The following is a 23786-nucleotide window of genomic DNA, read 5'->3' on the forward strand; positions in this document are numbered from 1 at the left end:
TCTTCTCTCGAAAATAGCAAAATATATTCTGCTATAAAAGAATCAGCTAATTACTATTTAAAAGGAAACAAGATTGCTTAGTCAAACTTGTAAACTGGTGATCATTATAATATAAACAACTATAGTATGGAAGGAGCATGGTATGAAATTACAAGAAAAGCTTAGTGATGGACGTAAATATATAAACAAAACTCTATGGATTATTTTGATACCTATTATAATGGATATTTTTACGTTATTAACCTATCAGTATATTTATCAAGTGGAATATGTTCCTATAAGACAGCTTTTTACCTTTAAATTTGGTATCATATCTACCCCACCTAGTGTGCGGTTTATACTAGAAGATTTTCCTGCACTAATACTTCAATATAACAATAGTGGCTTTAGAGGTATCATCAATGAATTGAGTTTATTTAATGTTATATTAGCAGTTACAGTATTATTGCTGATAAGCTTTATAAAAAGTGGGTACTTGAATATACTTAGCAGTATCAGTCATAATACTGTAAAGATAAAAGATTTTTTCATATTAGGTAATCAATTCTGGTTCAAATTTTTTCTACTTGAAATCCTGCTGATATATCCACTCTTTCTTATGCTTATCAAAAGAAACTTTATCTACCTAGCTATTATCAATATTATTTTTTTCTATGTGAAATACTCCATTATTTTTGACGAGGGAAGTATCCTAGATAATTTTAGAAAAGGTGTAGCTTTCTTCTGGGCTAACATAGGCTTAAGTATAAAGATGGCTTTTTATTTTGGATGTATCTTTTCTTTATTAAGTATCGTAGTTTACTTGATGGCAGGTGTTGGTTTGTTTGGTATTTCAATTGCGATAATCCTTACTGCTTATTTTGGAGCTATTGTGAATAAATCTGTGTTGGAGGTCTATCGAGAAGTTAAAGATAAAACTGTATAAAATAATGAACTTTATTTATTAAGGAAGGTGTATTGTATGAAAATAGACAGACTTCTTGGAATAATAACAATACTTTTAAATAATAAGGGAATAAAAGCAAAGGATTTATCCGAAAAATTCGAGGTATCTATTCGTACCATTCACCGAGACATTGAAAATATTTGTCTAGCTGGTATACCAATAGTCACCTATCAAGGGGGCGGTGGAGGAATTAGTATTGCTGAAGGTTATATAAATTAGATAAAAATATATTAACTAATGATGAACTTGATAATATTATAATGGTCTAAAAAGTATTGAAAGCATATCAAACAATGCTAACATCAAACTCCTTTTAGAAAAGCTATCCCCAAAACAAGAGGATATTATATCCATTACCAATAATATTTTTATTGATTTAGCTTCCTTTTACAAAACTAGTCTGTCTCAAAAAATAGGTCTATTAAGAGAAGCAATTAACAATAAGCTAGAGATATTTTTTGATTATTTTTCCAGAAAAGGATCATCACAAAGGCACATTGAGCCCTACTTTATTGCTTTTAAATGGTCTGGGTGGTATGTTTTTGGATACTGTAAATTAAGGAATGATTTTCGTCTTTTTAAGCTTAATAGAACCAGTAGTCTTAAAATAACTGATATAAAATTTAAACTCTGGATGTTTCTGAAGAAAGACTGAATATTGATAACTACTTTAATAACGAAAAAAAGGAAGGAATAAAATTGAAGATGGCAAAACTTTAAAAAGTATGCTAAATTTTGCTCAATCCAGTATATCAGAACAAATACGATTATTGAAAAAAGAATTAGGCTGTAAATTATTTGAACGTTTAAGTAGGCATATTTGCCTAACTAAGGAAGGAGAAAAATTCTTACTTTATGCTGATCTTGAGTCTGTGCGATGAAGCTAAACAAAGTGTAGCTATAGCGTTATGGTGAACCGTACCATAAGTAACAGCAGTTTTTACTTAATTCTAGTTTAATTAATAGCCACAGGTATATTTCTTGTATGGCAATGAATGCCACCGCCATATAAGTTAAGTGCTAAAGGATTAATTTGTACAATATGATGCTTTGGAAAAGCAGATTTTAGAACCTTTAGTGCTTCTTCGTCCTTTTCTTTAATCAATTTTGACATACCTTCTTTATAATACTTTTGAGCGACAACTACATTATTTGCAATTAAGAAATTGCAGTAACTCATTGCTGGTAATACGTTTATTGTATTAGGTGGGAATGGTGTGCCATCTACAACAAGGTCCTCTTCTAATAATGGAATTTCCGCTAACGCATCTATAGTTATTCTCTCTAAACAGATAATAGCATTGACAATAAATGAATCACATGATAACATACATATTGAATGTATGTTAAGGAGGGACCTATTTGGCAAGAAATAAATTTCCAGAGGAAACTATGAACTTAATTTTAGACGTTTCTACAAAGCTGTTTTTAGAAAAAGGATATGAAAACACCACCATGGGGGACATTGTTGCAGACTTGGGAGGATTGACTAGAGGTGCTATTTACCATCATTTTAAGAATAAAGAAGAAATTTTAGAGGCTGTAATGACAAGAATGTTTAGCGAAAACAACTTATTAGCTAAAATAGAGCAAGAAAAGAATGTAACTGGACTACAAAAAATAAAAAAATTGATAATGTATTCTTTAACCAGTACAGAACAGCAACAATTATATACTTTTAGTCTGTCTCTAATGAAAAATACGAGGCTTTTGGCCCGTCAGTTGGAAGAAGCTGTTACAGAATTAGCACCCTTAATTGAAAAGTGGATTATAGAAGGTTATGAAGATGGTTCTATTCAAGCAGAGAACAGTAAAGAAACTGCTGAAACTATAGCAATTCTATTAAATATTTGGGCTAACCCATCTGTTTTCTTAGTAACAAAGAAACAATTAATCTCAAAGTTTCAGTATATGAGAAGATTGTTTGATAGTTTAGGGATACCAATCATAGACAATGAGGTTATGAAGGCTTGTCTAAAATATACAAATAACATTCTATTAGAGTAGAGTATAATAGAATGTATAAATGGATCACCTGCCTTTCTTAGGGCAGATTATTTTTAGACAAATACATACATTCTAAATGTATGAAAAAACATTTTGATAACTCTAATGATTGCATCCATGGCAGAATTCTAATTGAATACTGATGGAGGGAAATGGATTTATACTATATTAAATTAAGAGGAGGATATTGATGAAGGAAGTAGCAGTGCAAACACATAATTTAATAAAAACTTTTTCAGGAGTAGATGTCATTAAAAATTATAATATGACAGTACTTAGAGGAAGTATCTACGGGCTTTTAGGAGCAAATGGAGCTGGAAAAACAACTGCTTTTAAAATTCTTTCAGGTTTACTTGTTCCAATAGGGGGAAAAGCCGAGGTTTTAGGAAAAGATATAGTTTCCCAGCGAGATGAAGTATTAAAAAATATAGGCACCATTATTGAGACTCCTATTTTTTATGAGCATTTGCCGGCAAAGGAAAATTTAGAAATTCATTTATCCTATATGGGGATTGAAAATGTTGATATTGCATCTGTTTTAGAAGCTGTTGATCTTCAGTCTACAAATAGGCATCCAGTTTCAAAATATTCTCTTGGTATGCGTCAACGATTAGGTATAGCTAGGGCTTTGTCCCATAAACCACAATTATTGATATTAGATGAACCAACTAATGGTCTTGATCCAATGGGAATTCGTAAAATGAGAGAATTATTTTTAAAATTAGTAAAAGAAGAAAATATGACAATACTGATCTCTAGTCATATTTTGAGTGAGATTCAGTATATTGCTGATATGATTGGAGTTATGGTAAACGGAACTATTATTGAGGAGGTTCCTTTGGAAACTATTAAAAAACAATATCCCGATGGCTTAGAGGATTACTTTTTTAATATTATGGATGGAGGACAGAGTAATGCTTAAATGGATGAGGCTTGAATTTAAAAAACATAAAATAAATACATATGTTCATGCAAGTGTAATTATTGCTATTGTACTATTTATACTAGTATTTCTTTTTGCATACATTCCTACTATTGACAATGATTCAGAAATGCAGATCTTTAGAGACTACCACAACCTTTTAATGGTTTGCGGAGTTTTGAGTTTAGTATCCTTTAGTATCCTGTCATCTGTTATGTATTGTAAATTTATAATACAAGAATATGGTAGTAACCGAATCTATATGCTCTTTTCCTATCCAGTACATAGAGGAAAAATATTATTTTCTAAGGTATTAAGTGTTTTTCTATTTATAATAGTTGCAGTATTTATGTGTAATACTACAGTGTTTACAGTTTTTGCTTTTACAGAATCATTCTTTTCTTTGATGGAAGATGCATTTACTGTTGAATTGATACTTAAGACTATACAAGTATCAATTGTTATGGCTGTCATAGCTGCTACGATAGGTGTTATTGCTATGGGATTAGGATATATAAAAAAATCTGTGCCCACTACTATTGTATCTGCTATGCTTCTATCTTCTTTATTCAGCAATATAGCATCCATAAACATAAGCAATGCTGCCAGTATGAATATGTTTCTCATAATATTCATGGGAGTAACAATTGCAGCAGGAAGTATTACTACAATTATGCTTATAAAAAAAGTAGATCGTATGGAGGCTCAGTAAAGATAGAACAAAACTTTGAAGATTTTATTGATAATAGGATGCAATTTTAGTAGGGCGACGACTGGGACATGAAGCATTGGCATTGGTAAATATTTTATATCCAATCCTAGCAATGTTATCTGGATTAGCTATTATGATTGGAGTAGGTGGAAATGCAAAAATTGCAGTTTTTTAGGAAAGGGAGAAACCAATAAGGCCAGTAATATTCGATATTCTTTTACTATAGGTTTCTAATGTAATAGCTACAAAGCTATTGTTAAGATTATCTATGAAGAAGAAAAATATATATAATATGTCACAATATTGGTATATATAAAATATTATATATGGAGCCAAAAAATATAAAATAAGTTTAATGGTTCAGCTAATATGAGGAGGAGAGGTAAAAAATGGATCAATATAGTATCTACAATCAAGATTATGGTTACGATTATGATTATGGTGGCTATCCTGCCAATTCTCAACAGTTTGGAGGCGGTTTTGGATTTCCTGGTTTTGGGTTCCCAGGTTTTGGATTTGGAAGATTTCCATTTTTTGGATTACCATTCTTTGGATATCCATTTTTTGGATTTAGAAGATTTAGAAGATACCCTTTCTTTTGGTAAGTATTTAACATATAAAATTTAAAAATACAAGTTAAATGCATTAAAAAACTAGAATTTACTGAATGACAGGGATATATTTATATGATCTAAGGTACAAATAGCCCCAGAGAATATTCTCAGGGGCTATTTGTTTTATAAGAAAGAGCATTTTAATGAAGTTAAATTATTTTAAAAAACCAAATAGGAAGATACAACCGAATAAAAGAATTAGTAGCAAGAAGAGGGATAGTAAACCGATAAATTCAAATCATCTAAATTCTCCAAAGAAACTACTCAAATCAGGATTATTTTTAGTTATATATTCAAAACCACAGATTCACATCTTTTGAATGAAATTACAAAGAATATCAATATGAAGTATGGAGAAATAAAATGTTTTAACTGTACGGAATGTCAATTATAAGAACCATTCCTATTTTATATGAATATAATATATGGAGTTGACTTATGAACATTAAATTATAGGAGGATTATTAGATGGATTTAGAAAGAATTGCACGACAATTGGTACAGGAAATTGCAAGTACAGGTGAGTTTATGGAACTAAAGGAAGCACAAAGTAATATAGAAAGATATCCACATCTACAGCAGGAAATTAAGACATTTCAAAGAAAACAGAAGGATATTATGTCTAGAGCGGCTTCTCCACAGGACGCAGAACAAATGTTAAGCCAATTAAACAATAAGTTTCAAAGCCTTTCTCAGATTCCGGAGGTAAGAAGTATGATCCAAGCTGGAGAAAGGTTTAATGAAATGATGTTTGCTATCTATAAAGAAATCAATGAGACTTTAGAATCTTATTTAAAATATTAAATCAGGACACACTAATAGCGTTGTTACGGTTATAACTTATAGAAAAAAATAGAGATCAAAAATCCACTAAGAGCTTTTGTGTTTTTTAAAATATGATAAAATAAAGTTAAAAAAGGGTGATTTAAGTTTATTCTTTTAAGTAAAACTGCTTTTTCAAAGGGAGTATGAGAATGGACCAAAATGAATACATACTAGCAATCAATCAAGCCATTAATTATATACATAATAATATTGGTAAGAATTTTACTGTAGAAGATATAGCAAATCACTGCTGTTTTTCTAAATTTTATTTTAATAGAATATTTAAATCTATTGTAAATGAGAGCATTTATTCTTTTACAAAAAGACTAAAGCTGGAGCATGCTGCCTTTAGACTAAGGACAACCAAAGATAGGCCAATAACAGAAATTGCACTTGAAGTAGGATATAGTCCATCCAATTTTGCTACAGCTTTTAAAGACTACTTTGGAATAAGTGCATCAGATTATAGAAAGGATAGTTTGAGACCCTTTAAAAATTCATATAGATCTATTGTGGAGCATATTTCTAGTATGAAGATGCAGGAAGATTTTTTTCAACAAGTTAATTCAAAGATTACAATAAAACGATTACCTAAAATGAATTTAGAGTATGAACGATTTATTGGAAACTATTGTGATTTAAAAATTGCTTGGGAAAGATTCTGTAAGCAACTTGAGGAAAGACAAATGATAGATAAAAATAGTATATTCATTGGAATATCCTATGATGATCCACTAATAGTTGATGAAAATAGATGCATATATGATATGTGTGTAAAAGTTGACAAAATCATGGGGATGAATGTTCTTAGAATCGAAGAAGGGCTGTATGCATGTTATAAATTTTATGATAAAATAGAAAACTTAGCAAAAGCATATAATGAGGTTTTTTCTTTATGGATGCCTTTTACTAAATATACTATTGGCGATAGGGCGCCTTTTGAAATATATAAATCTCCATTAGATGAAGACGGGAGAATGAGAGTAGATATATGTATAGCTATAAAGTGAAATATGAATTTAGCACTGGAAAATAGATTCCAGTGTTTTTTTATATAAGGAATAAAAAATCATGTATTTTTAAAGCACGAATTCAGAAGTTTTATAAAATGAATTGATATAGAATTGGGATGATTACAAAGGAGAGGAGAATTCAATATGAAAGGAAATACAAAAAGTAATAGTGTTATGAAAACTTTCTTGCAATATGCCATCCCATGCATCATTGGTATGTTCTTTACTTCTTTTATAACATTAGTGGATGGAATGTTTATTGGATGGAAGATAGGGGAGAAAGGTCTTGCTGCGATCAATCTTACCTTGCCAGTATTATATATACTACTTGGTATAACCATCATGATTGGAGTAGGTGGTTCGACTCTTGCTATGCAAAGTTTAGGTAAGAAGAATGAATTAAAAGCAAATCAGCAATTTACTCTTACAATAGTATTGAATATAATAGTGAACGTGGTGATCATAGTTTTTATGGTAGTATTCATGGATCAAATCCTATATTTTCTCAATGCAAAAGGAGAGCTATATTTTTATGTTAAGAATTATTTTGGTATCATGATTTTCTTTTATATGTTTATGATGATGAATATAACTGCAGCTATGTTTATAAGAGGGGAAGGAAAGCCACAATTATCTTTATTATTTATCATGATAGCTAATGGGATTAACATAATATTAGATTACTTGTTTATTATAAAGCTGGATTATGGCATGAGGGGAGCTGCATGGGCATCAGGATTATCTATGATTTTTGCTTTTATACTAAGTAGTGCATATTTTTTGAAAGGAAAATCAGTTTTTAAGTTTAGTAAAATCAAAATTGACTTAAAAGAAATCAAAAGTATAGTTTTTAATGGTTCATCAGAGTTCATAGGACAGATTGCAATATCAGTGACCATGTATCTTTTTAATTTTATAATTATAAGGAGAATTGGAATTAATGGAGTAGCAGCTTTTACAATTGTGGGATATATATCATTGATACAGTATATGATTTTAACAGGGATAGCACAAGGGATACATCCCCTTATAAGCTACAGCTTTGGAGCTAAAGATAAGGAAACAATATTTAAAGTGCTAGTGATTGGTGTAAAGGCAGTACTTTTAGTAGGGGGTATGGCATTTATTATGACCTTTGTAGCAACAGAGGGTATTATAAAAATATTTGCTCGTGATAATAGTGAACTTATGAGTATAGCAAAATATGGGCTAAGAATCTATTCAATAACATTTATATTTAATGGGTTTAATCTGGTTGCCTCTACTTATTTTACTTCTATTGGTGATGCCAAAACATCTGCAATTATATCCATGCTTAGAAGTCTCATTTTGATAAGTCTATTTATTTTTACACTACCATACATTTTAGGAGATTTAGGAATATGGCTTACGACTCCCTTGTCAGAGATTATAACTTTTGTTATTTCTTATAATTTCATAAGAAAATCTAGAAAGGTTTTTAATTTTTAGAGTATTGATTTAGATAAAATAAACAAAATTTGAAATAATATATGTAAAATAACAATATCTTATACAACGAAATGCTGAATCATACTTATAAATAGAAAAAAGATATACTTTCTATCATAACTTTAGTATAATATGTATCTTTATTTTATTCTGATTTTGATGGTTTATAGTCTGAGGATGTTTCTTCCAGGCATTTTCTATAATGAGTACCCCAAACTTCCATAGCTTGTAGAATTGGTATAAAGGCTTTTCCCATATCAGTTAAAGAGTATTCTACCTTTGGAGGAACTTGCTTATAAACTTCTCTATGAATAAGTCCATCTCTTTCGAGTTCTTTGAGTTGTTGAGTTAAGTATCCTTGACGAATATCAGGTAATGCTTTATGAAGTTGTCCAAATCTAAGGATTTCAGATGATAGAACGTAAAGAATTACTAATTTCCATTTCCCTTGGATTATTTGATGTGCTAGCCCTACGTTACATTTTATATTTAAAAATTCTTTATTCATAATATTTATCAACTCCTTGTATAATCATATTACTCTGTTTTTTTATAGTATAACTGATTTATTATAGTACTTGTGATAAAAGTACTATAATAATATAATACTACTGTAATCCATGGAATACGTCAAACAATTTTATATAGGAGGCAGTATAATGAGTAAATTACTTGATTATTTAAATGAAAATAGAATAGGCAAGCTTGCTACGATAAAGGATGGTAAACCAGTGATAAGACCTTTTCAATTTCAATTTGTGAGAGAAGGAAAGTTTTATTTTGTAACTGCAAATACTAAAGAAGTTTATAAGGAATTAAAAGAGTCTGGTGTTGCAGGGTTTGCAGTAATCGGTAAAGATATGAAATGGGTACGTATGAATGGACAAATTCAATTTGTTGATAGCTTGGAATTAAAAGAAGAGGTTCTTAATAAGGAACCCTTAATACGTGATATTTTTAAAACCCCAGAAAATCCAATTTATGAAATGTTCTACATTTATAATGGTAGTGCAAGTTTTCATGAATTTGAAGGAGAATTAATAGAGCAAATGGAGATTTAGAGTATATTTAATAAATCATAAAATACTAGTACTTCGATAATATACTTGAGATTATAGTTTTCATTTAATTTACATAGCAGAATAATTTGTAGAGCTTAAAAAATATCCTGCCTAACTATTAGGCAGGATAAAAATTTGTTATTGTAGCTTTTAAAGTACCCTTTCCGCTATTAATATATATATGTTGATTAGAGGCTGGAAAGCTTATTGAATCGTTAGGATTTAGCGTATATATTTTATTGTTTACTTTTAATGTCAACTCTCCTTCTAATACCATAATATATTCTTCTGATTTTTTAGAATGACCTACAGATTTATATGAGTATCCTTCATCAAGTTCAATTTGAAAAAATTCAAAATTACGGTAGGGTGTATTAGTGTAATAGCAATATACGCGATAATGGCCTTCTTTAGCAACCTGAGGGTTAAGATCAATTTTTCTTATCATGCAAGTATTATGTTCTTTTTGTTCAAGTAATGAGGTATAAGGAATTTTTAATCCATTAGCTATTTTCCATAAAGTGTTTATCGTTGGATTTGTATCTCCTTTTTCAATTTGGGATAGCATGACTTTACTGACATTAGATAATTCAGCAAGTTGACCTAAACTCAAATTTCGTTCAGTGCGAAGTGTTTTAAGATTTTCTGCAATGATAGAATTTATATTCATTAAGTATAACCTCCTATAATTATATTGACAAATATAATTAACAAAAGTAAAATATAATTAATTATTTGTAAATTATTATATCGTAACCATTTCAAGTATACAAGAAGAACAAAAAATATTGAATAGTGATTTAAAGGAATTAAGAGTAAATGTTAGTGGCATTTGAATATAAATTTATTCTAATATTATATTTTATAATTTTTATAAGGAGGATATGATTATGATAACAAGAGAAGAAGCATGGAATTTGCTTACTAAGTACAATAAAGAGGCATTTCATATTCAGCATGCTTTAACAGTGGAAGCGACTATGAAGTATTTTGCACAAAAATTAGGATATGCAGATGAAGCAGATTTTTGGGCTATTGTTGGGTTGCTTCATGATTTAGACTTTGAGATGTATCCAGAACAACATTGTAGTAAAACTCAAGAGATTATGAGAGAGCAAGGGTTGGATGAAAGGTTAATAAGAGCAGTAGCTAGTCATGGATACGGACTTTGTGTACAAGAACAACCTAAACCAGAGCATGATATGGAAAAAATATTATTTGCAGTGGATGAACTTACAGGATTAATTGGTGCAGCTGCAAGAATGCGTCCGTCTAAGAGTGTTATGGATATGGAGCTTTCAAGTCTTAAGAAAAAATTTAAGGATAAGAAATTTGCAGCAGGATGCTCACGTGATGTAATTAAGCAAGGAGCAGATATGCTTGGGTGGGAATTAGATAAATTGTTTGAAGAAACCATTTTAGCTATGCGTTTTTGTGAAGCATATATTAATAATCAAATGATATATATTTAAAAAATATTTATAATTTGTGAATTTATTTTGGAGGTATATAAGTGTTTAAAATTGGACAGTTTTCAAAGTTAACTCAAGTGTCTATTAGAATGTTAAGATATTATGATGAGGTTGGATTATTAAAACCTGCAAAGATTGATTTATTTACAGGATATAGAATGTATTCTGCAGAACAGATACCAATACTCCAAAAAATTGTTTTATTAAGAGATGCTAAATTCACTACATTAGAAATAAAAGATATAATACAAAGATGTAATGAGGCAGACATATTAGATGAATTGAAAGAAAAGAAAATACAGATTAATAATGAAATAGCCAAAGAAAATCAACGAATAGATAAGATAGATAGTGCAATAAAAGAAATTGAAGAGAAAAAATTTAAAATACATTGTAATATAAATTTTAAGAAGGTAGATAAGATGTTAATTTTATCTACAAGAGATAGGATACCAACATATTTTCATGAAGGAGTTTTATGGGAAAAATTATGTGATTTTATTAAGAGAGAAAATATTTCTGTAAAACAGGATATGTATAATAATATTGCTATTTATCATGATATAGAACATAAGAATAAAAATGTAGATGTTGAGGTGGGAATAGTTGTAAATAAAATTGGAGAAAACAAGGGCGGATTTATATATAGAGAAGTTGAGCCTGTTGAAAAAATGGTGTATGCAATGGTATATGGACCCTATATTAATTTAGCAAAAGCATATGAAAAGCTAGCATATTGGCTTGAAAGTCATGATGAATATATGGAAGATAAACCTTCTAGGCAAATATGTCATATATCTGGTGAGGATGTAGATAATCCGGAAAAATATCTTACTGAAATACAAGTTCCATTAAAATAATTATATTGACTCTCACATTGTGTGAGGGTTTATTATCTATTTATAAGATAAATAGGAGGTATTTATTATGGAATTAAAGGAAATTGGTAAGATTAAAATTGAAGGGGAAAGTATGTGTATTCAAATTAATAAGGAGTATGTAAAAGGATTGCAAGGATTAGAAGGTTTTAGTCACATTAATGTATTATGGTGGTTTGATAAATGTGATAATATCCATAGTAGACGCGTTTTAGAAGTGAATAAACCTTATAAAAAGGCACCTGAAAAGTTAGGAGTTTTTTCAACTAGGTCACCTGAAAGACCTAATTTAATAGCCCTGTCTGTTACTCAAGTAACACATATAGATTACAAAAAAGGGATAATTTATATTACTTATATTGATGCAATGAATGATAGTAGTATTTTAGATTTGAAACCTTATACTCCGAGTTTGGACAAGGTAGAAAAGCCGAGTGTTCCAAAATGGTGTAGTCATTGGCCATCATGTTATGAAAAGTCTGGAGATTTCGATTGGGAAAATGAGTTTTTATTTTAAAAAGCGCATAAATTAAAATAAGTCTTATATTAAATAAATGGGTTATTTTGAGTGCCCTAAAATAAAATAATATACAATAAAAAGGTCTTTTATCTAATGATAAAAGATTTTTTTATTTGAATATAAATAAAAAGGATTAACTGTCTCTAATTACTACTAACTCCTATGTAATCAGATGCTTTCTTATGTTCAGAGGAGTCAATATGCTTTGAGTTATATATTTCAACAACTTTTTTTATAGCATCAGTAGACATGAGAGGAAGATATGGTTCAATATATGGCCAATTTCCTGTTTTTTGTATGATATCTAAAGCTTGTATATCTGCTTCATTCTGGGGAATAGTAGATGGAATTGTTGTATTATTGTGATTATCATAATCGTTACATGTATTCATAGTTAAATTAATAGAGCTATCTTCTCTGTTCCATTCCACATTAAATTGCATATACTCTAACAGTTCTTTCATAGGCATATATAATTGTGTTTCAGAACGGCCATCTTTCCTAATTGCAATTAATGGATTTTCTAAAGATATCTCTTTTCCATAAAAATAGACTTTAGAGTTGCTAAAAGTTGCTGACTCTATTTTTTCCAATGAAGAAATAGTTGAAGTTTTTGGAAATCCTAAAACTATTGAAGTTCCTATTATTCCAAGTAATAATCCTAAAATTAAACTTTTAATCTGAAATTTTTTCACTTCTTTCAACTCCCATATTTTTCTAATTTAATTATAGTAAACGATTCTGAGCATGTCAAATTCTTATTGATATTTTATAATAATATATTAAATACCGAACCGTCCCTAATTTTTAAATTTCTCTTAACACTGAATATTAATAATATTTTAAATAAATGTTATAATATATATGAATTTGATGAAATGATGGGAGTGAGACTATGTTTTTAATGATTGATAACTATGACTCTTTTGTTTATAACTTAGTAAGGTATTTAGAGGAATTACAAGAAGATGTAAAAATATATAGAAATGATAAATTAACTATAGATGACATAGAAAAAATGGAACCAGAAGGTATTATAATATCTCCAGGACCTAAATCTCCTGAAGATGCAGGAATTTGTGTACAGGTAATAAAAAAATTTGCAGGGAAAATTCCTATTTTAGGCATATGTTTAGGACATCAAAGTATAGGGTATGCTTTTGATGCCCACATAATTAAAGGAAAAGAGCCTGTACATGGGAAAGTAGTTGAGGTTCATCATAATGGCCAAGGAGTATTTCAAGGAATAAAAAATCCAGTAAAAGTTACCAGGTATCATTCTCTTATAATAGAAAAAGAAAGCTTGCCAGAATGTTTAGAAATAACATCAGAGACTTCAGATGGAGTCATAATGGGCATAAGACACAAAAATTTTTTAGTTGAAGGGGTACAATTTCATCCTGAAGCAGTACTTACAGAGAGTGGCCATGAAATGTTAAAAAACTTTTTGCAAAGTGCAAAAGAACATAAATAATTGGGAGGTAATATTTATGGAGGCTTTAATTGAAGAAATAAAAACAGATTTAGACGTCTTTGATATATATTCCTTATTTAAAGAAGATAAAACCGTCACTTTACTAGACAGTGGTATGGATGCAGAAAAATTAGGAAGATATTCTTTTATAGGCTTAAACGTGTTCTCTACATTTAAGTATAAAAATAGTATATGTACTATAAATGGAGAGAATTTTGAATGTGAAAATCCGTTTAAACAACTAAAACATCTTATGAATAAATATAAAATAGAAAATAATACGAGTCTTCCTTATACAGCAGGTGCCATGGGTTATTTTTCTTATGATTTAGGAACGGTTACAGAATATATTCAAATGCTCGCAGTAGAGGAGGTGAAAATACCCGATTGTTACTTTTATTTTTATGATAATGCAATAATAGTAGATAATCTACAAAAAAAAGTCTTTATCACAGCTTTAGGGATATTAAGTCCATCAGCACATAGTATTGAAAATATAAAGAATATAATATATGCAGGGACTAAAGTTCAATATCCTAAATTAACAACAAGTAACGTTAAATTCATATCCAATTTTAAAAAAGATGAATATATAGATACTGTGGAAACAGTTAGACAATATATTAGAACTGGTGATATATATATTACTAATTTAACTCAAAGATTTTCTTGTGAAACAAATAAAGAACCCTATGAAGTTTATAGGGATTTACGGAATATAAATCCTGCACCATTTGCAGCATTTATGAATATAGAGGACTTTAGTATAGTATGTTCTTCTCCAGAAAGATTTTTAGAAATAAGAAATAACATTGTAGAAACAAGACCAATAAAAGGGACTAGACCTAGGGGCAAAAATAAAGAAGAAGATTTTAAAAATAAACAACAACTTATAGATAGTGAAAAGGATCATTCTGAACTTCTCATGATTGTAGATTTAGAAAGGAATGATTTAAGTAAAGTATGCAAACCTAATTCTGTAAAGGTTACGGAATTATTTGAAATAGAAGAGTATAGCACAGTATTTCATTTAGTATCTACAGTAGTTGGGGAACTGAAAAATGAATACACTGCAATAGATTGCATTGAAGCTTGTTTTCCTGGAGGATCTATAACTGGTGCACCAAAGCTCAGATCTATGGAAATTATAGATGAACTAGAACCCACTAGAAGAAATATCTATACTGGCTCAATAGGATACCTAGGATTTGATGGTAATGCAGATTTAAATATAGTAATTAGAACTATACTTATGAAAAGTGGAAAAGCTTATCTAGGTGTAGGGGGAGGAATCACTTGGGAATCAGATAAACAATCAGAGTATGATGAAACCTTGGATAAAGCAGTGGCACTTATGAAAGTGCTATAGAAATTTACCATTGTAAAAAGGTGTGAAATAATTATGATACTTTTAAATGATAAGTTGATAGAAGAAGATAAAGTTATTCTAGATAGTGGTTTTTATTTTGGGAAAGGTCTTTTTGAAACGATACTAGTAAAAAATAATCCTTTATTTTTAGAGGAACACTTAAATAGACTAAATACGGGACTTATAACTATAGGGATAAATAAATTTATAACTACTGAAGATGTAACTAATGCAGTTTTTAAATTAAATTGCAAAAATAATGTATTAAAATTAATAGTAACCGAAAAAAATACTATTTTTACTTGTAGAAAAAATAATTATACAGATGAGCATTATAAAAAGGGTTTTAAAGTAACAATAAGTGATGTAAAACGAAACGAATCTTCAATACTTACCTATTTAAAATCTTTGAATTATCTTGAAAATATATTAGAACATGAAAAATGCATAGAGCAAGGTTTTGATGAAGTTTTATTTTTTAATACCAAAGACAGTCTAGCAGAAGGAAGCATATCCAATGTATTTTTTATAAAAAACGGAAATATATATACACCAAAAGTACAATGCGGTTTACTAAATGGGACCATTAGAAAATATATTATTAACAATCATGATGTTATAGAAGGAAATTTTACACGAGAAGACTTATTAAATGCAGATGGAATTTTTTTAACCAATAGTATTGTGGGGGTTATGAATGTATCTGAAATTTGTGGAAAAAAATTAGAAAAGAATGATATTGTTGAAAAAATAAGAGAAAAATACGAATTCCAATTAAGGATGGGTTAAGTTTTAAAAAATAATAAATTTAAAAATACAAAAACTACTCTTATATAAAAAAGAAAAGGAGTAGTTTTTTATCTTATGATAAAGGATTTTTATTGTGTTATAGATGAAAATAATTAACCGTCCCTAGTGTAGTGTATACCTAGTGTATAATAATGATAGTAAAAGGAGGGGATATTTTTGGCACAAAAGAAATATTATGCTGTGAAAAGTGGAAGAAATAAAGGAATATTTGATAATTGGCAGGAGTGTAAAAATCAAATACAGTGTTATAGTGGAGCTATTTATAAAAGTTTTAGTAGTTATGAGGATGCATATAAATTTTTAAATGGAGAAGTTAAAGACACAGTTATAAATGAAAAAAATATAAAAAAAGTAGAAGCTTATGTTGATGGAAGCTATTATCAAGAATATAATAGATACTCTTATGGTTGTGTAATCTTATATGAAAATAAAATAATCAAATTTGGTGGTGTAGGTAATGATAAGGAATATGTAACCATGAGAAATGTAGCAGGAGAATTGCTTGGAGCTATGAAGTCCATTGAATGGGCATATGAAAATAAATATGGTTTAATTACAATTTATCATGATTATGAAGGAATTGAAAGATGGGCTAATGGAATTTGGAAAGCTAATAAAAAAGGTACTAAAGAATATGTTGAATTTATAAAAAAATATAGAGAGCATTTAGAGATAAGATTTAAAAAAGTAAAAGCTCATTCAGGGAATTTTTATAATGAAGAAGCGGATAAATTAGCAAAACAAGCTTTGTTTTGTGAGATTAAAGAATTTAAGGATGCAAAAAAGGATTTAGATAGAAGAATTGAAATTTTTAATAATATAATGAATACAGAAGATACAACTAAGAATTCTATTCATTTTTTGTTTAAAAATTATATCATTTCTGAAAGTAAGTTAAAGAAGTTTGTTAAGGAAGTTTGGGGACTAGAAGGTAACGATAAAAATAAAATTGACATTATAAACTTAAATGTTGATGTGAAAAACTCTAAAATAGAATGGAATATTAAGGATCTACAAGGCAAAACATATTTTTTTGAGATAAATATTTAATTAAAAGAAATAGAGGAGAATGAATTGTTTTTAAAAGAAGTGTTCCTAAAAAAAGGAAATAAAGCGATAGATGTTTTGTAATTCTACTTAATTATCAATTTCAAGAAAAATATGTATATTTATGTCATATATTGCGATAAATATAGTTGAATGGTATAATTATGGAAAAATATTCATATGAGGTGATGGAATGATAATTTGGGGTTGGGGAAAAGTAACAAAAAAAATTATTGGAGCAGTTTTTGAGCGTACATGTAGTCATTGTAATAGTAGTGAAATTTGGAACTTATGTATTGTAAGAACATGGTTTACATTATTTTTTATTCCTATAATACCATATAGAAAAAAATATTGTATTGCTTGTCCAAGGTGTGGGAGCTATATGGAGCTTACAGAGGAAGAATTTGAACAAATTAAAATTGATATAACTTCTGGGGATGATAATATTAACAAAGATCATGCGAGTGATAGGATGAAATATGGTGGGAAAACAGAAACACAAATTAATTATTTAAAGCAGATGGAGGAGTATAAAAATAAGTAAATTATGAATATAGGTTGATATTATTGGACTTAATATTATGTGAAAAAGTTTATTTAAAAATCCTCACTTTGATCACTAGGGAGTGGGTAAAGTGAGGATTGAAGTAACACATATAATTTTTACTATTTTGTATAATTATCAAAATAACCTTGAATGTATATAATAGGGGTACCTTTATCTCCGCTACCTGAAGTTAAATCAGATAGTGATCCTATAAGATCCGTAAGTTGTCTTGGAGTAGTTCCTTGTGATTCCATAGCACCTACAAGGTCTGACTCTTTATTAATAATATATTCTGAAATAGCTTTTTTAAGTTCCTCGCCTTTTAAATGAGAAAAATTGTTATCAGCAAGATATTTTAATTTAACTTCGTTAGGTGTGCCGTTCAGTCCTTCTGTATAAGCTGGTGATACAACAGGGTCAGCAAGTTCCCAAATTTTACCTACTGGATCTTTGAAAGCTCCATCTCCATAAATCATAACTTCTACTGTTTTACCTGTTTTTTCTTTAATCATAGCTTGAATACCATCTACTACAGGTTGACAATTACGTGGGAAGAGTTTAACACTTTCTTCAGTTGCTTTGTTTGAACCTAAAAGACCATAAGATTCATTATAACCACTTCCATCTATAGATGTTGTTAAAATATCATCAAGGCTATAGATTTTGTTGCCACCATTTGTTTGTAGTATTTTTTTAGTTCTAAATCTAGTATGAATATCACAAGTAAGAACATTTTTTGTATAATTTAAAATAGTTTTTGCATTATTTGAAAAGATTACTTCACATTGAGTTCCAAATTCTTCAATTAAAGATTTATAATAATCAATATAATCAATACCAGTAAAAACATGTTTTTCATATCCGAAATGCTTACGAAATTCTGCTTCAGTTAAAACGTCTGTCCAAGGGTTGATACCTTTTTCGTCAAGTATATCCATATCTACTAAATGATTACCTACCTCATCAGAAGGATAGCTAAGCATTAAAACAATTTTTTTAGCTCCTTTTGCAATACCACGAAGGCAAATAGCAAAGCGGTTACGGCTTAAAATAGGAAAGATTACTCCTATAGTTTCATCTCCAAACTTGGAATTTACATCCTTTGCAATATGATCAATAGTTGCATAATTTCCTTGAGCACGAGCTACTACAGATTCTGTTACAGTAACAATATCCTTATCAGAAATAGAATAACCTTCGATTTCTGAAGCATTTAATACAGTATTTACAACTATTTCTTTAATATCATCACCATTATTAATAATTGGGGCACGTAAACCTCTTACTACAGTTCCAACAACTCTTTCCATTTTATATATCTCCTTAATCTTTCAATTTAGATAATTTTATATTTAACGCTTATACTTGTACTATACAATATATTTATGATATAAGTAAAATAAATATATATAATATAAGGTATAAGGAGAACTTATATGATAAGCAAACTAGATTTATATAAAGTGTTTTGTGAAGTAGCTAAATGTGAAAGTTTTTCTAAAGGAGCCAAGGCATTATATATGACACAACCAGCTGTAAGTCAAGCAATCATGCAACTAGAAGAAGAGATTGGAGTACGCCTTTTTACAAGAACATCTAGGGGTGTAATTCTCACTAATGAAGGAAAGCTTTTATTTGAGTATGCGAATTCGGCTATAAATTTAATTAATGCAGGAGAAGAAAAACTATTAAAGTTTAAAAATATCATGTTAGGAGATTTAAAAATAGGGGTAGGAGATGCTATTTCAAGATATTATTTACTACCCTATTTAGATAGATTTCATAATGAACATCCTAATATTAAATTAAAGATTGTAAACAGGACAACTTTAGAACTTTGTAATATGTTAAAGTCAGGGGCAATTGATATTGCAATCTGTAATTTTCCCATTGAAGACTCTTCTTTAGAAATAAGAAAGTGTATGGATGTACAAGATATTTTTGTTTGTGGTGAAAAGTATAAAAAGACTCTTTCTATGCCTTTAAGTTTTGAAGAATTATCAAAATTACCACTGATTCTACTTGATACGAAGTCAAATTCAAGACAGTATGTGGAAAAACATATTTTATCAAAAGGTATTGAAATTTCTTCAGAAATTGAGCTGGGATCTCATGATCTATTATTAGAATTTGCAAAAATTAATTTAGGGATTGCTTGTGTTATTAAAGAGTTTTCACAGGAATATTTAAATAATGAAATTGTATACCAAGTAAAAACAGTGGAAGAAATACCCAAAAGAAGCATTGGACTTTGTTTTTTAAAAAGTGTATCTATTTCACCAGCTTCGCAAAAGTTTTTAGAAATATTGGATTGTTAAGTATATTTTCTTCTATAAGTAGAAAAGGAAATATTAAATACATACCAATGAAGTGGTTAAATTTTTTGAGTATGAATGATATTCTTTGTTTTACTCATCTTTTCATAAAATAACATTCTATCTTTTTTGAATATCTAAAGTAAAAAGTATAAAAATAATATGATATTGATTAAAATAGTTATTAACTTTACAATAAGAATATAATTAATAAATTTATTTTTATTAATATCAATTCTTTAAATAAAGAAGCAAAAAATTTGCTCAGAATTTACCAATAAATTTATTATCACTTTTTATAGAATGATTGGAGGATTTTATGGAAAATATTGTACTAATTTTAGTCTGTTTAATATGTGGATGTACTTTCCTTGGAATCGGATTATATGCAAAAAAATCAAATAGACCTGTTAGTTTTTGGTCTGGAACTGTAGTAAAAAGTGAAGATATAACAGATGTTAAGGCCTATAACAAAGAATGTGCGAATATGTGGATATACTATTCTCTTATTTATTTTTTAGGATCTTTACTGAGTATCTATGGTAAATCTAATATAGCTGGATGGTTAGTGGGAATTGGAGGGAGTTTTGGAATAGGTATTCTAATAAAATGCTATATAAATATAGAAAAGAAATATAAAATAAGATAAGCATCTAGACAGATGCACTAATATATTTTAGGAGAATTACCCAAAATACAATCTACAGCTAAAAATTATAGTATTTAAATAACTAGATGTAAGCATAATTCTAAAATTGCTTATGAAATGGAGGAGGGGTAGAATGAGTAGTACCCAAGATGAATTTAAATTAATAAGACCAAAATTTATAAATGGAATTGAGAATATGAGCACCAAAATTAATGAGATAGAAGATGAGGATAAATTTGAACATATTTATATATCTGATTGTATTATAGAAAATCAAATTGCTTATCAAGTAAGCTTTGAAGGTGCAGTCTTTAAAAATGTAAGTTTTTATGATGTAGCATTGGAATCATTAGAGCTTACAAACGTAAGATTTGAAAATTGTGATCTATCAAATGTAGATTTTAAGGGAGCTATTATCCATCGAACAGAGTTTATTAATTGTAAGCTCATGGGGATAAATCTTAGTAATGCTACATTCCAAAATGTTTATGTGAAACAATGTAAGGGAGAGTTTGCGTTTATGCGGTTTATTCAAATGAAAAAAGTTATATTTAAAGATAGTTTATTGGAAAATAGTGATTTTCAAAATAGTACATTATCTAAAACAAAATTTTATAATTGTAATTTACAGTCAAGTCAGATGTCAGGAACTAGCCTATCGGGGATAGATTTAAGCACTTCTATTGTAGAAGGATTAGGAGTACGCCAGCAAGATATTAAAGGTGCAATAGTGTCCCCCATGCAAGCTGTAGATTTTTCAAAATTATTAGGACTTGTAATAAAGTCATAAGTTAGAGATCAGCATCAATACTAAAGATGGATAAGGCTTTATATATAATCATTTTTTTTATCATGAAATTACTGGAGTGTATCCACTAATTTCATGGAGACTTACTCTCCCATATATTTCATTTTCATGTTGTTTCTTTAAATGTATAGGAAATTATTTATATAAATGTTAAAATATAAAAGTAAAGGTAAAGGTACACTTATTTAAATAGGAACAATATACAAATGAAAACATTAAAAGGACCTCTAAGAAGAAATAAAAGCTATAACATGTACTTTGTTTTAAATCATAGCCAAAAAGGAGGGGATGACTTGATAGATCGGCTTACAGAATTATTAGTATTTGATAAAATCTATTGGTACTTAGCTATACCTTTTACAGTGTTGTTAGTAATACAGCTCATAGGTACATTTGCAGGATTTGGTAGTGAAGGGGATTTTGATGGTGGAGAAGATGGAATAGATATAGGAGAAGATGGTGATTTTGAATCTAGTTTTCAAGTATTTACGGTAAAAAATTTCATCACTTTTTTTGCAGTATTTGGATGGGCAGGATTAACATTTTCTTATGCAGGACTAGGACAATTTGCTACTATTTTGTTATCTACTATATTAGGTGTTGTAGTATTGTTAATTGTATCAGCACTTTTTTATTTTATAACAAAGCTATCTGACAATGGTACCATGAATATTCAAAGAGCAAAGGGAGTGACTGGAGAAGTATATCTTCCTATTCCACCCAAAAGAAATGGAGTAGGAAAAGTAAGTATTACATTTCAGGGATCTTTTAAAGAACTTGATGCTATGACAGATGAAGAGGATGTGATAAAAACAGGAACGATGATTGTTGTAAAAGACATAATTGGTAATAGTATTTTATTAGTTGAAAAAATCAATAAGGGGGATATGTAATGGGTTCAGCATATGGAGTAATTTTAATAACGGTGATTGTAGTTATTATATTTGGAACAATTTCTGCACTTTTTACAAGATATAAAAAGTGTCCATCAGACAAAGTTTTAGTCATCTATGGTAAAGTTGGAAAAGATGGAGATGAAAATAGATCTTCTAAATGTATTCATGGGGGAGCGGCTTTCATATGGCCAGTTATACAGAGTTATGAATTTTTAGATCTTACTCCCTTGTCTATAGAAGTAAATCTTCAAAATGCTTTGAGTAAGCAAAATATTAGGGTAGATGTTCCTTCTAGATTTACAGTAGGAATATCTACAGAGCCTGGAATTATGCAAAATGCAGCTGAAAGACTATTAGGATTAGGACTTCCTGAAATACAAGAGTTAGCAAAAGATATTATCTTTGGACAATTAAGATTAGTCATTGCAACGATGGAGATTGAGGAAATTAATACAGACAGAGATAAATTTCTTGAAGCTGTATCAAGCAATGTGGAAACAGAGCTTAAAAAGATAGGATTAAGATTAATAAATGTCAATGTTACAGACATCAATGATGAGTCAGGATATATAGAGGCATTGGGAAAAGAAGCAGCAGCAAAGGCTGTGAATGATGCAAAAAAGAGTGTTGCTGAAAAAGATAGGGATGGTGCTATTGGTCAAGCACAAGCAAGAAGAGATCAAAGAGTCAAAGTTGCTGAAGCGGATGCTATAGCTGTAGAGGGTGAAAATAGATCCAAGATTACTATAGCTAATTCAGAAGCTGAAAAAAGAGAAAAATCTGCTGAGGCAGAAAGAAGAGCTAGTGCTGCTGAAAAGGTTCAAGCAGCAAAAGCATTAGAAGAAGCTTATTTAGCTGAAGAAGATGCAGAAAAATCTAGAGCAAAAAGAGAAAAAGCTACAAAAGAAGCAGATGTACTTGTTCATGCAGAAGTTGAAAAACAAAAAATAGAAATCGAAGCAGAGGCACAAGCTGAGGAATTTAGAAGAATAGCTAGAGGGGAAGCAGATGCTATATTTTCTAAGATGGATGCACAAGCAAGAGGTACGAAAGAAATGCTTGAAAAACAAGCAGAAGGTTTCAAAAAACTTGTGGAGGCGGCAGGAGGTATTCCAGAAAAAGCTGTTATGATGATGATTGCAGATAGACTTCCAGAGATCATAAAAATACAAGTAGAAGCAATTAAAGGTATTCAAATTGACAAAGTAACTGTATGGGATAATATGGGTGGAGGTAAAAATGGTGACAAACCTGCTACAGCTAATTTTTTATCAGGAATGATGCAATCCCTACCACCGCTACAAGATGTATTTAATAGTGCGGGCTTAGATTTACCAAGCTATCTTTTAAAAAATAAAGAAATACCTACAATTACAAATGAAATAAGCAAAGAAGAAAATATAGAAAGTAATGAAAATAAAGAATGAT

General features: G+C 29.2%; 29 protein-coding genes and 1 pseudogene. 25 read left to right on the forward strand and 5 right to left on the reverse strand.

The features are described from left to right. The first annotated feature begins 142 nt into the window (after window positions 1–142). From EK368_RS00435 to EK368_RS00450, 4 genes are all read left to right on the forward strand, one after another. The gene (locus EK368_RS00435; RefSeq protein WP_129595758.1) at window positions 143–925 is read left to right on the forward strand and encodes a hypothetical protein; all 783 of its coding nucleotides are present in this window, start codon (window positions 143–145) and stop codon (window positions 923–925) included. A gap of 36 nt (window positions 926–961) precedes the next feature. Beyond that, entirely contained in the window at window positions 962–1165 is a 204-nt protein-coding gene (locus EK368_RS00440; protein WP_129595759.1) for a helix-turn-helix transcriptional regulator, read from the forward strand. A 193-nt stretch (window positions 1166–1358) separates the two neighbouring features. Then, a complete protein-coding gene (locus EK368_RS15340) occupies window positions 1359–1601 on the forward strand; it encodes a helix-turn-helix transcriptional regulator (RefSeq protein WP_423243530.1) in 243 nt (80 codons plus the stop codon). Window positions 1602–1671: 70 nt separating this feature from the next. Next, on the forward strand, window positions 1672–1827 hold the full coding sequence (locus EK368_RS00450; protein WP_129595760.1) for a LysR family transcriptional regulator: 156 nt from the start codon (window positions 1672–1674) through the stop codon (window positions 1825–1827). A gap of 74 nt (window positions 1828–1901) precedes the next feature. Here EK368_RS00450 and EK368_RS00455 read toward each other — a convergent pair. Continuing rightward, window positions 1902–2180, reverse strand: a pseudogene (locus EK368_RS00455) (agmatine deiminase family protein); the annotation flags it as partial. A 128-nt stretch (window positions 2181–2308) separates the two neighbouring features. Between EK368_RS00455 and EK368_RS00460 the strand changes: the two are divergent. The 7 genes from EK368_RS00460 (at window position 2309) to EK368_RS00490 (ending at window position 8509) form a co-directional block, all read left to right on the forward strand. Further along, window positions 2309–2953, forward strand: a complete 645-nt coding sequence (locus EK368_RS00460; RefSeq protein WP_129595761.1) for a TetR/AcrR family transcriptional regulator — start codon at window positions 2309–2311, stop codon at window positions 2951–2953. Between the two features lie 190 nt (window positions 2954–3143). Continuing rightward, window positions 3144–3875 (forward strand): ABC transporter ATP-binding protein, encoded by a 732-nt coding sequence (locus EK368_RS00465; protein ID WP_202976398.1) that lies wholly within the window; start codon window positions 3144–3146, stop codon window positions 3873–3875. Beyond that, window positions 3868–4587, forward strand: coding sequence for an ABC transporter permease (locus EK368_RS00470; protein ID WP_165000263.1), 720 nt, complete (start codon window positions 3868–3870; stop codon window positions 4585–4587). The genes EK368_RS00465 and EK368_RS00470 overlap by 8 nt, the downstream gene beginning before the upstream one ends. A gap of 389 nt (window positions 4588–4976) precedes the next feature. Continuing rightward, window positions 4977–5192, forward strand: a complete 216-nt coding sequence (locus EK368_RS00475) for a hypothetical protein (protein WP_129595764.1) — start codon at window positions 4977–4979, stop codon at window positions 5190–5192. A gap of 477 nt (window positions 5193–5669) precedes the next feature. Beyond that, window positions 5670–6005 carry a YlbF/YmcA family competence regulator gene (locus EK368_RS00480; protein WP_129595765.1) on the forward strand — a complete coding sequence of 112 codons (336 nt, stop codon included), beginning with the start codon at window positions 5670–5672 and terminating at the stop codon, window positions 6003–6005. 170 nt (window positions 6006–6175) lie between these two features. Next, entirely contained in the window at window positions 6176–7036 is an 861-nt protein-coding gene (locus tag EK368_RS00485) for an AraC family transcriptional regulator (protein WP_165000264.1), read from the forward strand. A gap of 147 nt (window positions 7037–7183) precedes the next feature. Then, entirely contained in the window at window positions 7184–8509 is a 1326-nt protein-coding gene (locus EK368_RS00490; protein ID WP_129595767.1) for an MATE family efflux transporter, read from the forward strand. Window positions 8510–8654: 145 nt separating this feature from the next. On the opposite strand, the gene EK368_RS00495 is transcribed toward EK368_RS00490, so the two are convergent. Beyond that, window positions 8655–9017: a winged helix-turn-helix transcriptional regulator gene (locus tag EK368_RS00495; RefSeq protein WP_129595768.1), complete on the reverse strand. Its 363-nt coding sequence runs from the start codon at window positions 9015–9017 to the stop codon at window positions 8655–8657. 151 nt (window positions 9018–9168) lie between these two features. On the opposite strand from EK368_RS00495, the gene EK368_RS00500 reads away from it, so the two are divergent. Continuing rightward, window positions 9169–9570 carry a pyridoxamine 5'-phosphate oxidase family protein gene (locus EK368_RS00500; protein WP_165000265.1) on the forward strand — a complete coding sequence of 134 codons (402 nt, stop codon included), beginning with the start codon at window positions 9169–9171 and terminating at the stop codon, window positions 9568–9570. Between the two features lie 118 nt (window positions 9571–9688). Here EK368_RS00500 and EK368_RS00505 read toward each other — a convergent pair whose 3' ends face one another. Then, window positions 9689–10240 carry a helix-turn-helix domain-containing protein gene (locus EK368_RS00505; RefSeq protein WP_129595770.1) on the reverse strand — a complete coding sequence of 184 codons (552 nt, stop codon included), beginning with the start codon at window positions 10238–10240 and terminating at the stop codon, window positions 9689–9691. Between the two features lie 220 nt (window positions 10241–10460). Between EK368_RS00505 and EK368_RS00510 the strand changes: the two genes are divergently transcribed. From EK368_RS00510 to EK368_RS00520, 3 genes are all read left to right on the forward strand, one after another. Continuing rightward, on the forward strand, window positions 10461–11042 hold the full coding sequence (locus EK368_RS00510) for an HDIG domain-containing metalloprotein (protein ID WP_129595771.1): 582 nt from the start codon (window positions 10461–10463) through the stop codon (window positions 11040–11042). Between the two features lie 41 nt (window positions 11043–11083). Beyond that, on the forward strand, window positions 11084–11902 hold the full coding sequence (locus EK368_RS00515; RefSeq protein WP_129595772.1) for a MerR family transcriptional regulator: 819 nt from the start codon (window positions 11084–11086) through the stop codon (window positions 11900–11902). A gap of 67 nt (window positions 11903–11969) precedes the next feature. Further along, window positions 11970–12437, forward strand: a complete 468-nt coding sequence (locus EK368_RS00520; protein WP_129595773.1) for an SAM-dependent methyltransferase — start codon at window positions 11970–11972, stop codon at window positions 12435–12437. Window positions 12438–12583: 146 nt separating this feature from the next. Here EK368_RS00520 and EK368_RS00525 read toward each other — a convergent pair whose 3' ends face one another. Then, window positions 12584–13135 carry a hypothetical protein gene (locus EK368_RS00525; RefSeq protein WP_129595774.1) on the reverse strand — a complete coding sequence of 184 codons (552 nt, stop codon included), beginning with the start codon at window positions 13133–13135 and terminating at the stop codon, window positions 12584–12586. A gap of 200 nt (window positions 13136–13335) precedes the next feature. On the opposite strand from EK368_RS00525, the gene EK368_RS00530 reads away from it, so the two are divergent. The 5 genes from EK368_RS00530 to EK368_RS00550 all read left to right on the forward strand — a co-directional run bounded on the left by EK368_RS00530 (window position 13336) and on the right by EK368_RS00550 (window position 17687). Further along, the gene (locus tag EK368_RS00530) at window positions 13336–13914 is read left to right on the forward strand and encodes an anthranilate synthase component II (protein WP_129595775.1); all 579 of its coding nucleotides are present in this window, start codon (window positions 13336–13338) and stop codon (window positions 13912–13914) included. A gap of 16 nt (window positions 13915–13930) precedes the next feature. Next, window positions 13931–15283: an aminodeoxychorismate synthase component I gene (pabB, locus tag EK368_RS00535; RefSeq protein ID WP_129595776.1), complete on the forward strand. Its 1353-nt coding sequence runs from the start codon at window positions 13931–13933 to the stop codon at window positions 15281–15283. Between the two features lie 33 nt (window positions 15284–15316). Continuing rightward, window positions 15317–16072: an aminotransferase class IV gene (locus tag EK368_RS00540; RefSeq protein ID WP_129595777.1), complete on the forward strand. Its 756-nt coding sequence runs from the start codon at window positions 15317–15319 to the stop codon at window positions 16070–16072. 177 nt (window positions 16073–16249) lie between these two features. Continuing rightward, window positions 16250–17143, forward strand: coding sequence for a ribonuclease H1 domain-containing protein (locus EK368_RS00545; protein ID WP_129595778.1), 894 nt, complete (start codon window positions 16250–16252; stop codon window positions 17141–17143). Window positions 17144–17333: 190 nt separating this feature from the next. Beyond that, window positions 17334–17687 carry a zinc-ribbon domain-containing protein gene (locus tag EK368_RS00550; RefSeq protein ID WP_129595779.1) on the forward strand — a complete coding sequence of 118 codons (354 nt, stop codon included), beginning with the start codon at window positions 17334–17336 and terminating at the stop codon, window positions 17685–17687. A gap of 122 nt (window positions 17688–17809) precedes the next feature. Here the strand turns inward: EK368_RS00550 and EK368_RS00555 are convergent, their stop codons facing one another. After that, entirely contained in the window at window positions 17810–19000 is a 1191-nt protein-coding gene (locus EK368_RS00555) for a coenzyme F420-0:L-glutamate ligase (RefSeq protein WP_129595780.1), read from the reverse strand. A 126-nt stretch (window positions 19001–19126) separates the two neighbouring features. Between EK368_RS00555 and EK368_RS00560 the strand changes: the two genes are divergently transcribed. The 5 genes from EK368_RS00560 (at window position 19127) to EK368_RS00580 (ending at window position 23785) form a co-directional block, all read left to right on the forward strand. Continuing rightward, window positions 19127–20008, forward strand: a complete 882-nt coding sequence (locus EK368_RS00560; RefSeq protein ID WP_129595781.1) for a LysR family transcriptional regulator — start codon at window positions 19127–19129, stop codon at window positions 20006–20008. Window positions 20009–20324: 316 nt separating this feature from the next. Further along, entirely contained in the window at window positions 20325–20654 is a 330-nt protein-coding gene (locus EK368_RS00565; protein ID WP_129595782.1) for a hypothetical protein, read from the forward strand. 133 nt (window positions 20655–20787) lie between these two features. After that, complete coding sequence (locus tag EK368_RS00570; protein ID WP_202976399.1) at window positions 20788–21444, forward strand: pentapeptide repeat-containing protein; 657 nt, start codon at window positions 20788–20790, stop codon at window positions 21442–21444. Window positions 21445–21755: 311 nt separating this feature from the next. Beyond that, entirely contained in the window at window positions 21756–22355 is a 600-nt protein-coding gene (locus EK368_RS00575; protein ID WP_129595783.1) for a hypothetical protein, read from the forward strand. Continuing rightward, window positions 22355–23785, forward strand: a complete 1431-nt coding sequence (locus tag EK368_RS00580; RefSeq protein WP_129595784.1) for a flotillin family protein — start codon at window positions 22355–22357, stop codon at window positions 23783–23785. The genes EK368_RS00575 and EK368_RS00580 overlap by 1 nt, the downstream gene beginning before the upstream one ends. Window position 23786: the final 1 nt, after the last annotated feature.

Source organism: Anaerophilus nitritigenes (genome assembly GCF_004138215.1).
Lineage (GTDB): Bacteria > Bacillota > Clostridia > Peptostreptococcales > Thermotaleaceae > Anaerophilus > Anaerophilus nitritogenes.

Bases quoted from the DNA above. Each gene is read 5' to 3' on its own strand.
- EK368_RS00435 (WP_129595758.1), top strand. From the start codon at position 143: ATGAAATTACAAGAAAAGCTTAGTGATGGACGTAAATATATAAACAAA.
- EK368_RS00440 (WP_129595759.1), top strand. From the start codon at position 962: ATGAAAATAGACAGACTTCTTGGAATAATAACAATACTTTTAAATAAT.
- EK368_RS00450 (WP_129595760.1), top strand. From the start codon at position 1,672: ATGCTAAATTTTGCTCAATCCAGTATATCAGAACAAATACGATTATTG.
- EK368_RS00465 (WP_202976398.1), top strand. From the start codon at position 3,144: ATGAAGGAAGTAGCAGTGCAAACACATAATTTAATAAAAACTTTTTCA.
- EK368_RS00470 (WP_165000263.1), top strand. From the start codon at position 3,868: ATGCTTAAATGGATGAGGCTTGAATTTAAAAAACATAAAATAAATACA.
- EK368_RS00475 (WP_129595764.1), top strand. From the start codon at position 4,977: ATGGATCAATATAGTATCTACAATCAAGATTATGGTTACGATTATGAT.
- EK368_RS00480 (WP_129595765.1), top strand. From the start codon at position 5,670: ATGGATTTAGAAAGAATTGCACGACAATTGGTACAGGAAATTGCAAGT.
- EK368_RS00485 (WP_165000264.1), top strand. From the start codon at position 6,176: ATGGACCAAAATGAATACATACTAGCAATCAATCAAGCCATTAATTAT.
- EK368_RS00490 (WP_129595767.1), top strand. From the start codon at position 7,184: ATGAAAGGAAATACAAAAAGTAATAGTGTTATGAAAACTTTCTTGCAA.
- EK368_RS00495 (WP_129595768.1), bottom strand. From the start codon at position 9,017: ATGAATAAAGAATTTTTAAATATAAAATGTAACGTAGGGCTAGCACAT.
- EK368_RS00500 (WP_165000265.1), top strand. From the start codon at position 9,169: ATGAGTAAATTACTTGATTATTTAAATGAAAATAGAATAGGCAAGCTT.
- EK368_RS00505 (WP_129595770.1), bottom strand. From the start codon at position 10,240: ATGAATATAAATTCTATCATTGCAGAAAATCTTAAAACACTTCGCACT.
- EK368_RS00510 (WP_129595771.1), top strand. From the start codon at position 10,461: ATGATAACAAGAGAAGAAGCATGGAATTTGCTTACTAAGTACAATAAA.
- EK368_RS00520 (WP_129595773.1), top strand. From the start codon at position 11,970: ATGGAATTAAAGGAAATTGGTAAGATTAAAATTGAAGGGGAAAGTATG.
- EK368_RS00530 (WP_129595775.1), top strand. From the start codon at position 13,336: ATGTTTTTAATGATTGATAACTATGACTCTTTTGTTTATAACTTAGTA.
- pabB (WP_129595776.1), top strand. From the start codon at position 13,931: ATGGAGGCTTTAATTGAAGAAATAAAAACAGATTTAGACGTCTTTGAT.
- EK368_RS00540 (WP_129595777.1), top strand. From the start codon at position 15,317: ATGATACTTTTAAATGATAAGTTGATAGAAGAAGATAAAGTTATTCTA.
- EK368_RS00550 (WP_129595779.1), top strand. From the start codon at position 17,334: ATGATAATTTGGGGTTGGGGAAAAGTAACAAAAAAAATTATTGGAGCA.
- EK368_RS00555 (WP_129595780.1), bottom strand. From the start codon at position 19,000: ATGGAAAGAGTTGTTGGAACTGTAGTAAGAGGTTTACGTGCCCCAATT.
- EK368_RS00560 (WP_129595781.1), top strand. From the start codon at position 19,127: ATGATAAGCAAACTAGATTTATATAAAGTGTTTTGTGAAGTAGCTAAA.
- EK368_RS00565 (WP_129595782.1), top strand. From the start codon at position 20,325: ATGGAAAATATTGTACTAATTTTAGTCTGTTTAATATGTGGATGTACT.
- EK368_RS00570 (WP_202976399.1), top strand. From the start codon at position 20,788: ATGAGTAGTACCCAAGATGAATTTAAATTAATAAGACCAAAATTTATA.
- EK368_RS00580 (WP_129595784.1), top strand. From the start codon at position 22,355: ATGGGTTCAGCATATGGAGTAATTTTAATAACGGTGATTGTAGTTATT.